Source organism: Sphingopyxis sp. (assembly GCF_050725655.1).
Taxonomy (GTDB): Bacteria; Pseudomonadota; Alphaproteobacteria; order Sphingomonadales; family Sphingomonadaceae; genus Sphingopyxis.
Genome location: NZ_JBOHHT010000071.1, coordinates 1 through 11,845, shown reverse-complemented (window position 1 = coordinate 11,845; position 11,845 = coordinate 1). Strand labels below are relative to the sequence as shown.

General features: G+C 65.2%; 9 protein-coding genes and 1 pseudogene. 7 read left to right on the top strand and 3 right to left on the bottom strand.

Translation table 11 applies throughout. The annotated features are described in order from the left end of the window. Positions 1-127, top strand: a pseudogene (locus tag ACREBX_RS10300) (aconitase family protein); the annotation flags it as partial. Between the two features lie 105 nt (positions 128-232). Here ACREBX_RS10300 and ACREBX_RS10295 read toward each other — a convergent pair. Further along, positions 233-982: a class I SAM-dependent methyltransferase gene (locus ACREBX_RS10295; protein ID WP_431561652.1), complete on the bottom strand. Its 750-nt coding sequence runs from the start codon at positions 980-982 to the stop codon at positions 233-235. Between the two features lie 140 nt (positions 983-1,122). Here ACREBX_RS10295 and ACREBX_RS10290 point away from each other — a divergent pair, with 140 nt between their 5' ends. After that, positions 1,123-2,862: an N-acyl-D-amino-acid deacylase family protein gene (locus ACREBX_RS10290; RefSeq protein ID WP_431561651.1), complete on the top strand. Its 1,740-nt coding sequence runs from the start codon at positions 1,123-1,125 to the stop codon at positions 2,860-2,862. 16 nt (positions 2,863-2,878) lie between these two features. On the opposite strand, the gene ACREBX_RS10285 is transcribed toward ACREBX_RS10290, so the two are convergent. Then, complete coding sequence (locus ACREBX_RS10285; RefSeq protein WP_431561650.1) at positions 2,879-4,228, bottom strand: hypothetical protein; 1,350 nt, start codon at positions 4,226-4,228, stop codon at positions 2,879-2,881. Further along, complete coding sequence (gene nhaA / locus ACREBX_RS10280) at positions 4,225-5,511, bottom strand: Na+/H+ antiporter NhaA (protein ID WP_431561649.1); 1,287 nt, start codon at positions 5,509-5,511, stop codon at positions 4,225-4,227. The genes ACREBX_RS10285 and nhaA overlap by 4 nt, the downstream gene beginning before the upstream one ends. A gap of 134 nt (positions 5,512-5,645) precedes the next feature. Here nhaA and ACREBX_RS10275 point away from each other — a divergent pair, with 134 nt between their 5' ends. The 5 genes from ACREBX_RS10275 to ACREBX_RS10255 all read left to right on the top strand — a co-directional run bounded on the left by ACREBX_RS10275 (position 5,646) and on the right by ACREBX_RS10255 (position 11,776). Then, positions 5,646-7,070: a glycosyl transferase family protein gene (locus ACREBX_RS10275; protein WP_431561648.1), complete on the top strand. Its 1,425-nt coding sequence runs from the start codon at positions 5,646-5,648 to the stop codon at positions 7,068-7,070. Beyond that, the gene (locus tag ACREBX_RS10270; RefSeq protein ID WP_431561647.1) at positions 7,067-8,212 is read left to right on the top strand and encodes a hypothetical protein; all 1,146 of its coding nucleotides are present in this window, start codon (positions 7,067-7,069) and stop codon (positions 8,210-8,212) included. The genes ACREBX_RS10275 and ACREBX_RS10270 overlap by 4 nt, the downstream gene beginning before the upstream one ends. A 105-nt stretch (positions 8,213-8,317) precedes the next feature. Next, a complete protein-coding gene (locus ACREBX_RS10265) occupies positions 8,318-9,226 on the top strand; it encodes a sulfite exporter TauE/SafE family protein (protein WP_431561646.1) in 909 nt (302 codons plus the stop codon). Next, complete coding sequence (locus tag ACREBX_RS10260; protein WP_431561645.1) at positions 9,223-9,993, top strand: TIGR02186 family protein; 771 nt, start codon at positions 9,223-9,225, stop codon at positions 9,991-9,993. The genes ACREBX_RS10265 and ACREBX_RS10260 overlap by 4 nt, the downstream gene beginning before the upstream one ends. A 193-nt stretch (positions 9,994-10,186) precedes the next feature. Next, entirely contained in the window at positions 10,187-11,776 is a 1,590-nt protein-coding gene (locus ACREBX_RS10255; protein ID WP_431561653.1) for an ATP-binding protein, read from the top strand. The last annotated feature ends 69 nt before the right edge of the window (positions 11,777-11,845 follow it).

The window sequence follows — 11,845 nt, the reverse complement described above, 5'->3', positions numbered from 1 at the left end:
CGAGTCTCTGCTCTATATCGACCTGCACCTGCTTCATGAGGTGACTTCGCCGCAAGCCTTCGCCGGGCTGGCGGCGGCGGGACGGGCGGTGCGCCGCCCCGAGCGCGCGCTCGCCTTGTCCGATCATGGGGCCGGCCGCAGCGGTGGCCGCGCGGTCGCGCGCGTCGCTAGCGGACAGCCATTCGCCGCTCGCCTCGTCATAGACATAATCTTCGTCGTCGCTGGTCATTTCTTATCCCGGTTTGCGGAAGCGCAGGGTGAACTGGTCGGTCTTGCCGCGGATCGCCGCATCGAAGACATTGGCGCTACGCGGATCGGCGGGACGGCGATAGAGGTCGTCTTCGGCTTCGAGCTTGAACCCCGCCTGGGTGAGCGTGGCGACCACGGCATCCTTGTCGATACGGTGCAGGCTGTCGGACAGCGTCGTGCCGCTGCCTTTTGCCGCGCTATGATCGACGACGACCAGCGTGCCGCCGGGCTTCAGCGCCGCGAACAGCGCGGCGCTCGCCTTGTCGCCCGTCCCGACGGGGAAGGGTTTCAGATACAGGTCGTGGAAATTCTGCACCGTGATGATCGTGTCGAGCGGTTCGGGAAAAGCGGGAGCGGCGAACGGGCCGGCAACCGCATCGACATTGACATAAGCGGCATCGACCGCGGCCTGATCGTCGCCATATTGTTTCTTGAAGGCGATGAATTCGGCGGGCTGGAAACCATAGACCTTGCCCGACGGGCCGACCGCGGCGGCGAGCAGCCGGGTGACGTAACCGCCGCCCATCACATAATCGCCGACCTTCTGCCCCGGCTTGATCTGCGCGAAGGCGAGCAGTTCGGCGGGCTTGCGCGCCGCGTCGCGTTCACGGTCGGCGGCGGGCCGCGCCGGGTCGGCCAGCGCGGCCTTGTAGCTTGGGGCAGCAGCCTCTTTGGCAGCGAGCGGCGTCGCCGAAACGGCGAGCAGGAGGGCGAGGGTAAGCGGGCGGATCATGGCATCGACTCCCATTGCTTTGGCCGCGTCATCATAGCGCTTTGTCGCAAGCATCGCGCGCTTATTTGCATATCGCAATTTTGATGATAGGTTTTCTCCTGAAACCAAAAAATCAGGCCAAAAGACTTGGGAGAGCGGACATGCATGATCTGGTGATTCGCGGCGGCACAATCGTCGATGGTTCGGGCGGAGCGCCCTTTGTCGCCGACGTTGCGATCGATGGCGACCGCATCGTCGCGGTCGGCGAGAATCTGGGCGCCGGGCGCGAAGAAATCGACGCCGTCGGCAAGATCGTGACCCCCGGCTTTGTCGACGTCCACACCCATTATGACGGGCAGGCGACGTGGGACCAGGAAATGGCGCCGTCGAGCTGGCACGGCGTTACCACCGTCGTGATGGGCAATTGCGGTGTGGGTTTTGCGCCTGCCAAACCCGACCGCCACGAATGGTTGATTTCGCTGATGGAAGGCGTCGAGGACATCCCCGGCACCGCGCTCGCGGAGGGCATGTCGTGGGACTGGGAGACTTTCCCCGAATATATGGACGCGCTCGAAAAGCTGCCGCGCACCGTCGATGTCGCGTGCCACGTCCCGCACGGCGCGGTGCGCGCCTATGTGCTCGGCGACCGCGAAAAGCCCGGCGCGATCCCGACCGACGCGGACATCGCCGAAATGTCGCGGATCGTCGAGGAAGGCGTCCGCGCCGGCGCGCTCGGTTTCTCGACCAGCCGCACCGTGCTGCACAAGTCGATCGACGGCGAACTCGTCCCCGGCACCACCGCGACCGCCGAGGAACTGATCGCGATCGGCCGCGCGATGGGGCGTGTCGGTTACGGCGTGTTCGAAATGGCGAGCGACATGAAGCGCGAGTGGAACGAGTTCCAGTGGATGGGGGATTTGAGCCGCGAAACCGGGCTGCCGGTGACCTTTGCCGCATTGCAGTCGATCGCCAAGGAACTGCCGCTCGAAGAGCAGATTTCGGAAATGCGGAAGCAGAATGCGACCGGCGCGAACATTGTCGCGCAGATCGCACTACGCGGCAACGGCATCATCATGGCGTGGCAGGGAACGGTGCACCCGTTCCGCTTCAAGCCCGCGTGGAACGAGATCATCGACCTGCCGTGGGAGCAGCAGCTCGCGAAGCTCAAGGATCCAGCATTCAAGGCGCGGATGATCGCAGAGGTCAATGTCTGGCCCGAAAGCGACATCCTCGACTTCCTCAAGATCGTCGCCGAGGGCTGGCCGGTCCATTTCGAAATGGACCCCGACTTCAACTATGAGCCGAAGATGGACGAAAGCATCATGGCGCGCGCCTTGGCGGCGGGCGTGTCGCCGGCCGAATATGCCTATGAGCTGCTGATGAAGGATGATGGCAAGGGGTTCATCTATTTCCCGATCCTCAACTACCGCGACGGCAACCTCAATTTCCTCGAGGATTTGCAGGCGTCGGACGACACGGTGAACAGCCTGTCGGACGGCGGCGCGCATTGCGGGACGATCTGCGACGCCGCTTCGCCGACCTTCATGCTCCAGCATTGGGTGCGCGACCGCAAAGGAGCTCGCGTTGCGCTCGAACATGCGGTGAAGCGCCAGTGCCGCGACACCGCGTTGCTCTATGGCCTCGAGGATCGCGGCGTGCTCGCGCCGGGCTATCTCGCCGACCTCAACGTCATCGACATGGACACGATCAGGCTCGGCAAGCCGTGGCTCGCCTTCGACCTGCCCGCGGGCGGCAAGCGCCTGCTGCAAAAGGCCGACGGCTATGTCGCGACGGTGAAGTCGGGTGTGGTGACGTTCCGCGACGGGGCGATGCAGGGTCCGACGCCGGGCGGCGTCATCCGCGGCCCGCAGCGCGTCGAAATGGCGATGGCGGCGGAGTGATCCGCCGCCTCGTGCGTCACCGTGCGAGCAAATCCGAAGGCAGCGTCGGTTCGCTGACGATCTTTGCCATGCGCCGCCACATCTCGTCGCGGCCGGGTTTGCCGCGCTCGACATAGGCGCGCACCATCGTTTCGCCGAGACCGTAGTTGATCATATAGCTGCGATACTGGTCGGTGAAGCTCACCGATTGTTCGGCGCGCTGCGGCGAGACGAGCATATATTTCTGGGTGAGCGCCACCGCGGTCGGGCGGTCGATCACGCCGTCGAGATATTGCTGCGCGATCGTCAGCCGCGCGCCCGATGCGCGCTTGATTGCCGCGAGCAGCTGCCAGTAGCGATCGTCCGACGGCACCGCGATTTCGGCGATCGGCATCAGCACGTCGCGTTCGGTATCGGCCTTGCTGCTTTCGGGAAAGGCGAGGTCGATGCCGTAATTGGCGCTGCCCTCGGCGATCAGGCTTTGCGGGCTGTAGAGCGGATAGACGCTGAATTCGGCCCAGCCGCGTTCTTTGACCAGCCCTTCCTCCAGCTTCATGTTGAGCAGATGATGCCCCGGATAGCCCTCGTGGCAGCCGAGATCGAGCGCGCGCGACAGGCGGATTGGCAGGTCGGTGTTGACCTGGATCAGGCTGTGATAGCCGCCCTGATAATAATTATAACCGCTCCAGCTCTTGCCGGTGACGAACTCGAGGCGAAAACTTTCGCCCTCGGGCATCGCGATATGCGCCATGCTGCGCCCGCGGCAGCGCGCGACCGCGGCGTCGAAGGTCTTCTGCAGCCGCTCCTTGGGGATGGTGAAGGCGTCGAGATAGGCTTCGACGCGGTCGGCGAGCGGGCCGTCGCCGGGGACGAGCGTTTCGATCTGCTTCAGCGCGGGGTCGTAACTCGCGAGCGGCTTCAGCCGCGGGCGGACGCCGAACAGCCGCTCGGCCTCGTCGGCGAAGGCGAAGCGCGTGCCCTGCATCATCAACAATCGCGTCTCGGCGGCGCGAAGCTGGGCGCGGAGGAAGGTGGCGCGGCGTTTTGCGAGCGGGTCGGAGATGCGCCGCGCTGCAAGATCGACCTGCGCCATCAGGTCGCGGGTTGCGGCGAGGAGTGCGGGTTTATCGCGCGCCGTCGCCTCGGCGGCTTTCTGTAGTTCGGGCGGGCCGTAATAGGCGTCGATATAGCCCGGCTCGTGCGTCCCGATTTCGAGCGACAGCTTCAGATAGGCTGCTGCGATATCGTCGAGCGCCTTGGCCGAAGCCGGAGTACGGCGCACGTCGACTGTGGCGATACCCGCCTTCGCAGCCGGCGGTTTCGTCTCGTTTGCGGCGCAGCCGGGCAAGGCGGCGATCAGCGACAGGGCGATGAGGTTGCGTATCATTGCGTCGCTATACTGCCGCTTTCGGACGTGTCACGCACATCGCCATCGGCCGCAATCTCGCCATTCGTTTGCGCTTCGACGGCGCCATGTTGCTGGTGGAGCGGTGCAAGACGCAGCACGGCAAAGCCCACCAGCGCCGCGAGGAGCGATCCCATCAAAATACCGATCTTGGCTTCCTCGACAAGCAGCGCATCGCCCGGAAAGGCCAACCCGCCGATGAACAGGCTCATCGTGAAGCCGATACCGCAGAGCATCGCGACGCCATAGACTTGCAGCCAGGTCGCGCCGCGCAGCCGGCCCGCAATGCCGAGTTTGACCGACAGCCACACGCTGCCGAAAATGCCGATCTGCTTGCCGATGAACAGGCCGGCCGCGATGCCGAGCGGCAGCGGCGCGAAAATCTGCTCGGCGGTCAGCCCGCTGACATCGACACCGGCGTTGGCGAAGCCGAACAGCGGCACGATCGCAAAGGCGACCCAAGGATGAAGCGCATGCTCCAGCCGGTGCAATGGCGAGGTCGCGCTGTCGGGCGCGCCCGGGGTGCGTTCGAAGGGGATCATCATTGCGGCGAGCACGCCCGCGATCGTGGCATGAACACCCGAAAGAAGCATCGCGTACCAGAGCAGCGCAAACATCAGCATGTATAGGATCAGGCTTTTTACGCCCGTGCGATTGCAGGCGAACATGACCCCGAGGATGGCCGCCGCCGCACCGAGCGCGAGGATGTTGATCTTTGCGGTATAGAAAAGCGCGATGATCGCCACCGCGCCCATGTCATCGACGATCGCGACGGTGACGAGGAACAGCTTGAGCGAGGTCGGCGCGCGCTTGCCGAGCAGCGCGAGCACCCCCATCGCAAAGGCGATGTCGGTCGCCGCCGGGATCGCCCAGCCTTGCGCGAGCCCCGGCGTGCTGCCCGCAAAAATCATGTAAAGCGCCGCCGGAACCGCCATGCCCGCCGCCGCGGCGATGAACGGCAACCGCCGCCGGTCCCAGCTCGCAAGCCGTCCGTCGACGAACTCGCGCTTGATTTCCAGCCCGACGAGCAGGAAGAAGATCGCCATCAGCCCGTCGTTTATCCACAGATGGACGGTCATCGGGCCGAGCTTGTCGGTGAGCACCGGCCCGGTCACGGCATGGATTGCGTCGTGGTAAACGGCCCCGAACGACGAATTGGCGACAATCATCGCCAATATGGCTGCGAAAATCAGCAGGATCCCCCCGGCACTTTCGCTTGCGAGAAAGTCACGCAATGCCGAGCGGGACGGATTACTGCGATTCATGGTTAATCATTTCCTTAGTTGGTCAGACTGTTTGACGATCATCCGGGCGTAAGCGCCCGACTTTACAAATGGGACTCATTCACTAGCACTATCGGTGTGGATGACATTAGGTCATCAGTGGGGGCGGGGCTAGGGTGGAGCTGTCAACCGCATGGCTGGAATGGCTGGTGCTGGGTGCCGGCCACGAACTGATGCTGTTCGCGTCGGTCGGAATCCTGCTGTTCGGACTCGATGATCTGCTTTTCGACGCGCTGTGGCTGGCGACGCGCCGCCGCGGACCGTCGCTGACGCCGACCGCGCCGCCGGTCGAGGGACGCTTTGCGATCTTCGTACCCGCATGGGACGAGGCCAAAGCGCTTCCCGCGATGCTGCAGCGGACGCTTGGCGCGTGGGAGGGCGAGGATTTCCGGCTTTACGTCGGCTGCTATCCCAACGACGCCGAGACACTCTTCGCTGTGTCGCCGCTGGTCGCGCGCGACGGACGGCTGCGGCTTGTCGTCGGCAGCCGCGAAGGGCCGACGACCAAGGGCGACAATCTCAACCGGCTGTGGGCGGCGCTCGCCGAGGACGAGCGCGCCGAGGGCGTTCGTTTTGCCGCGATCGTCCTTCACGATGCCGAGGATCATGTTCATCGGGGCGAACTCGCGCTCTATCGCCGCTATCTCGGCGAAAATGCGATGGTGCAAATTCCCGTCGTGCCCTTGATCAAGCGTGATGAGCGCTGGGTCGGCGGCCATTATGGCGACGAATTTGCCGAAGCGCACGGAAAGGAACTGGTCGTTCGTTCGCGGCTCGGCCTGCCACTTCCATCGGCGGGGGTTGGCTGCGCACTGACGCGTACTGCGCTCGCGCTGCTGGCGATCGAGCGCGGCGGCGAACCCTTTCGCTGTGACAGCCTGACCGAAGATTACGAGATCGGCATGGTGATCGGCGCCTACGGTCTTGGAACCCGCTTTGTCGACACGGTCGGACCCGCGGGCGACCGTATCGTGTCGCGGGGTGCGTTTCCGGGCCGGACCGAAAAGGCGGTGCGGCAGAAATCGCGATGGATCGCCGGGATCGCGCTGGCGGGATGGGATCATCTCGGCTGGCCGGGGTCGCGACGGGATGACGCCGATCTTGGTGCGAGCCGTGCCTGGATCGCTCGCTGGATGCTGTGGCGCGACCGCCGCGCGCCGCTCGCCGCGCTCATTCTCCTTGCGGCGTATGTCGGGGCGCTGCTGACGGCGCTAGGCTGGGCGGGGCAGTATCTGCTCGGCTGGAATGCGATCATCGTGGGCGACGGCACGCGGCTGCTTCTCGCCTTCAATGCGGTCATGCTGTGCTGGCGACTGGCGATGCGCGGACATTTCACGGCGCGCTGGTACGGCTTGCGCGAGGCGATGCTTTCGCTGCCGCGCGCCTTTTTTTCGAATGTGATCGCGATGCTCGCGGCGCGGCGCGCGATCGGTCTCTATTGGCGAATGCTGCGATCGGGCGAAGTCATATGGGACAAGACCGAACATCTGGAAAATGAGACCACCTACGACGACGCTTTTGCCAGGACGGTGGCGCGGTGATGGCGCGCCGGGTCGACGCGCGGCGCGACGCGCCGGCGCTGCGCTTCCTGCTCCTGTGCGTCGGCGGCTGGATCGCCGTGCGGATCATGATCGTCTGGAACCCCGCTGTCGCGCCTCCCCCCGACCCGGCCACCATGCCTTGGGCGGTGCCGTCACCCTTTGCCGCGAGCGATAGCGTTCCGGCCATCGCGTCGCGCGCGGCCGCGGTGCCGATGCGTGCCTTACCGTCGCTGCGCGTGCGTGCGTCGCATAGTTCCGCCGTGCAGGGGGCTCGATTGGCCGATGAGCCGCTCACGCCTGGAGAAGAACCGGTTTCGGGCGGTTTCGGTGCCGATCGTCACAGCCTTCGCTTGGCGCTCATGGCGCGATTGCTGCCGCCACCCGCAGGCGGCGGCGCGCGCTCGGCGCTTGGCGCGGGCGGGCCGGCATGGTTCCCGTTCGCACCCGACGCGCGCGCCGATCCGGGGCAGGGCAAGCCGTTCTGGCTGCAGCGACAGCTTTCGAGCTGGTCGCTCGGCAGCTGGCTCTATCTGCGCGAAGGATCGGGGAATGCGTCCGAAACCATCGGCGGGGCGAGCCAGCTTGGCGGCAGTCAGGCCGGGCTTCGCCTTGCCTATGGGTTTGGCGACGCCGGCCGCATCCGCGCCTATGGCCGTGCAACGATCGCGGTACAGCGGCCGCAGCAGCGCGAGCTTGCCTTTGGCCTCGCCTTTGCCCCGCTCGCGCATCTGCCGGTCGATCTCGCGATCGAACAGCGCGTCGCGGCAGGGAAAGAGGGACGGACCGCGCTTGCCATCATGGCCAGCGGCGGTGTCTCGGATGTCGCGCTGCCTGCCGGTTTCCGGCTCGACGCCTATGCGCAGGCGGGTGTCGTCGGGACGCGGCGGCGCGACGGCTTTGCCGATGCGGCGATTATCGTCGATCGCCGCCTTGGTTCCGAAGAAACGTCCTTGCGCCTCGGCGCGCTCGCGGCGGGTGCGATGCAGCCCGGCGCGGCGCGCGTCGATGTCGGCCCGCGGCTGACGCTGCGTCTGCCCGACGTCGGCGAGGGCAGCCGTATCGCGCTCGACTGGCGCCAGCGCGTCGCGGGGGATGCGCGCCCCGCAAGCGGCCTTGCGCTGACTCTCGCGAGCGACTTTTGACCGGCTGAAAATTTAGCCGAAGCAGCCGATTCCCCGACCCGAAAAAATGGTCTAGGGTCTCAGGAATCGGCGCCGATCCGGCGCTGCGGACGTTCGTCGGGGCCCATGGATCTTTACCTCCCAGTCGCCAATCTGTCGGTCAATGCGTTGGTCATCATCCTGCTCGGTGGCGGGGTGGGTTTCCTGTCGGGCATGTTCGGCGTCGGCGGCGGCTTTCTGACCACACCGCTGCTTATCTTTTACGGCATCCCGCCGACGGTTGCCGCGGCATCGGCGGCGACGCAAGTGACGGGCGCGAGCGTGTCGGGGGTGATGGCGCATCTTGAGCGCGACGGGGTCGACCTGCGCATGGGCGGCGTGTTGGTGGCGGGCGGCCTGCTGGGATCGCTGATCGGCGCGGGGCTGTTCGAGCTGCTCACCGCCTGGGGCCAGATCGATACGGTGATCAATATTCTCTATGTCGCGCTGCTCGGCATCGTCGGCACCTTCATGGGGCGCGAGGCGTGGGGAAGCTACCGTGCGGCGCAATCCGGATTGCCGGCGCCCGCGCGCAAGCGGCGTCACCATCCGATGGTCGCGAACCTGCCGATGCGCTGGCGCTTCTATCGCTCGGGCCTCTATATTTCGCCGCTCGCGCCGCTGCTGCTCGGCATGGTCGGGGGCGTGCTGACGATGCTGCTCGGCGTCGGCGGCGGTTTCATCATGGTGCCCGCGATGCTCTATCTGCTCGGCATGGGGACGCAGGTGGTCGTCGGCACGTCGCTGTTCCAGATCCTGTTCGTGACGATCGCGACGACGATGGTCCACGCGCTGACCACCGGTGCCGTCGACATCGTGCTCGCCGGGCTGCTGTTGCTTGGCAGCGTCATTGGCGCACAATTCGGCGCGCGTTTCGCGCAAAAGGTGAAGCCCGAATATCTGCGCATGGCGCTCGCGGCGATCGTGCTGCTCGTCGCGCTGCGCATGGGGGTCGACCTCTTCATCCGTCCCGAAGAAATCTACACGGTGCAATGAGCGCGCCGCGCGCCTTGCTCCTGTCGCTCGCTGCGCTGCTGCTGCCGGCGGCCGCCCAAGCCGCCGACCCGCGGCTGGTGCCTGACGTGTCGAGCCGCGCGATCGACATTCAGTACAGCTTTACCGGCGAGGAGCTGCTGCTGTTCGGCGCGATCCTCTATCCCGGTCAGCGCCTGCCGGACGACCGCGCCGACATCGTCGTCGTGCTTAAAGGCCCGGTGCGCCCGATCGTGCTGCGCGAGAAGCGCCGCGTCGCGGGCATCTGGGTCAATGCCAGCAGCATCCGGCTGCGCACGTCACCGGGCTTTTACGCGATCGGCTCGTCGCGTCCGATCGACAAGCTGGTCGACGAGCGGACCGCGGCGATCTTCGAACTCGGCCTTGCCAATCTGTCGATGTCGCCAAGCGGATTTTCGGAGGCAAGGAAGCTCGAGCGCTTCGAGGCGGGGCTGACCGACCTCTATCGCCGCTCGGGTCTGTTCGTCGAAAATCCCGCCGCGGTCGAAATCACCGAAGGCGTGCTCTATCGCGCGCGCATCCCGGTGCCGGCACGCGTTCCCGTTGGCACGTACCGCGCCGAAACCTATCTGATCAGCCGCGGGCGCGTGCTTGCGGTCGCCTCGCGCGACGTCCAGATCCGCAAGGCCGGGTTCGAACGCTTTGTCGCGCTCGCGGCGCAGCGGCATGGCTTTCTGTACGGCCTTTCGGCCGTATTCCTGTCGCTGCTGCTTGGCTACGGTGCGTCGGCGATCTTCCGGCGTCGATAGCTATCATTCACGGCCTATTTACCCTCACCTGCGATACCCGACCCGGGACCACAATAGGCGGGGCGGATACATGGATATGCAGGGCGGCGGATTCAGCGCCGGGGATTTGACCGCGGCACAGCACGTCCGTCTTGCCGGCGGCGGCGTGGCGGCGCCGGTTGCCCCAGTGACCAACCATCATCGCGATGATCTGATGATCGGCGAAGTCGTCGATATTTCGGGCTCGGCCTCGCGCATCCTGCTCGATGCCGCGGCGATCGGCAAATTGGCTTCCTCCAGCGATTCCGCGGTGGCGATGGCCGGGCAGGTCGGGGCGCAGGTCAAGGTCCGTGTCGGCAATATCTGGCTGATCGCCAGCATCCGCGACCAGCAACTGCACGAACGCGGCGAAGGGCTGATCCTCGCGACGATCGACTTCCTTGGCGAAGGCGAAGAAGAAAAGATCACCGGTCGCATTCACAATTTCCGTCGCGGCGTCACCCGCTACCCGATCCCGGGCAGCCAGGTTTTCGCGGCAACCAGCGCCGACCTCAAGCAGATATACGCCGCCGACGAGCGGGCGCATGTCGAAATCGGCACCGTTTATCCGACCAAGGATATTCGCGGGTCGCTCTATGTCGACGCGATGCTGGGCAAGCATTTCGCGCTGCTCGGGTCGACCGGTACGGGTAAGTCGACGAGCGCCGCGCTGATCCTTCACAAAATTTGCGAACTCGCGCCGCAAGGCCATATCGTGATGATCGATCCGCACGGCGAATATTCGGCGGCGTTCAAGGGTATCGGCGCGCTGTTCGATGTCGACAACCTTGCCATGCCTTATTGGCTGATGAATTTCGAAGAGCATTGCGAAGTGTTCGTCACTGCCGAGGGCCGCTACCGCCAGGCCGATTGCGACGTGCTCGCGCGCTGCCTGCTTCAGGCACGGACGAAGAACCGGCTCGCCGAAGGCATGACCAAGATCACGGTCGATTCGCCGATCCCCTATCTGCTCTCCGACCTGCTCAACATCCTGCAAAACGAGATGGGCAAGCTCGACAAGGCGACGTCGAGCGCACCGTTCATGCGCATCAAGGGCAAGATCGAGGAAATGCGCGCCGATCCGCGCTACAATTTCATGTTCTCGGGTATGCTCGTCGCCGACACGATGACCACCTTCATCGGCAAGATTTTCCGCCTGCCATCGGACGGGAGGCCGATCTCGATCATCGACGTGTCGGGGGTGCCGTCGGATATTACCGGCGTCGTCGTCGCGGTGCTCTCGCGCCTGACCTTCGACTATGCGATCTGGTCGCGCGGCGAGCCGCAGCGCCCGATCCTGCTCGTCTGCGAGGAAGCCCACCGTTATATCCCGTACAAGGATACCGGCCAGGGTCAGGCGGTGCGCAAGATCCTCGAGCGGATCGCCAAGGAAGGCCGCAAGTACGGCGTATCGCTCGGGCTCATCACTCAGCGTCCGTCCGATCTGGCCGAAGGCGTGCTGTCGCAGTGCGGCACGATCATCTCGATGCGCCTCAACAACGAACGCGACCAGCATTATGTGAAGGCCGCGATGCCCGAAGGCGCGCGCGGCTTCATCGATTCGATCCCGGCGCTGCGTAACCGCGAATGCATCGTCTGCGGCGAAGGCGTGTCGATCCCGATCCGCGTCTATCTCGACACGCTTGAAGAGGAAAAGCGGCCGGCTTCGGGCGATCCGCTCTTCTCGAAACTGTGGCGCGAAACCGGCGGCGAAGCCGAAATCCTCGAGCGCGTCGTCAAGCGCTGGCGCAGCCAGGGGCGTTGATTTTCTCCGCCTGACGGCGAAGGCGGCACCGGCCCGCTCCCCCACCCGGCCTCCCATAGAATATTATGT

What these genes read in the sequence shown, in the direction of transcription:
- ACREBX_RS10265 (WP_431561646.1), top strand. Translation starts at nt 8,318, where the DNA reads ATGGATCTTTACCTCCCAGTCGCCAATCTGTCGGTCAATGCGTTGGTC.
- ACREBX_RS10260 (WP_431561645.1), top strand. Translation starts at nt 9,223, where the DNA reads ATGAGCGCGCCGCGCGCCTTGCTCCTGTCGCTCGCTGCGCTGCTGCTG.
- ACREBX_RS10255 (WP_431561653.1), top strand. Translation starts at nt 10,187, where the DNA reads ATGATCGGCGAAGTCGTCGATATTTCGGGCTCGGCCTCGCGCATCCTG.
- ACREBX_RS10290 (WP_431561651.1), top strand. Translation starts at nt 1,123, where the DNA reads ATGCATGATCTGGTGATTCGCGGCGGCACAATCGTCGATGGTTCGGGC.
- ACREBX_RS10295 (WP_431561652.1), bottom strand. Translation starts at nt 982, where the DNA reads ATGATCCGCCCGCTTACCCTCGCCCTCCTGCTCGCCGTTTCGGCGACG.
- nhaA (WP_431561649.1), bottom strand. Translation starts at nt 5,511, where the DNA reads ATGAATCGCAGTAATCCGTCCCGCTCGGCATTGCGTGACTTTCTCGCA.
- ACREBX_RS10285 (WP_431561650.1), bottom strand. Translation starts at nt 4,228, where the DNA reads ATGATACGCAACCTCATCGCCCTGTCGCTGATCGCCGCCTTGCCCGGC.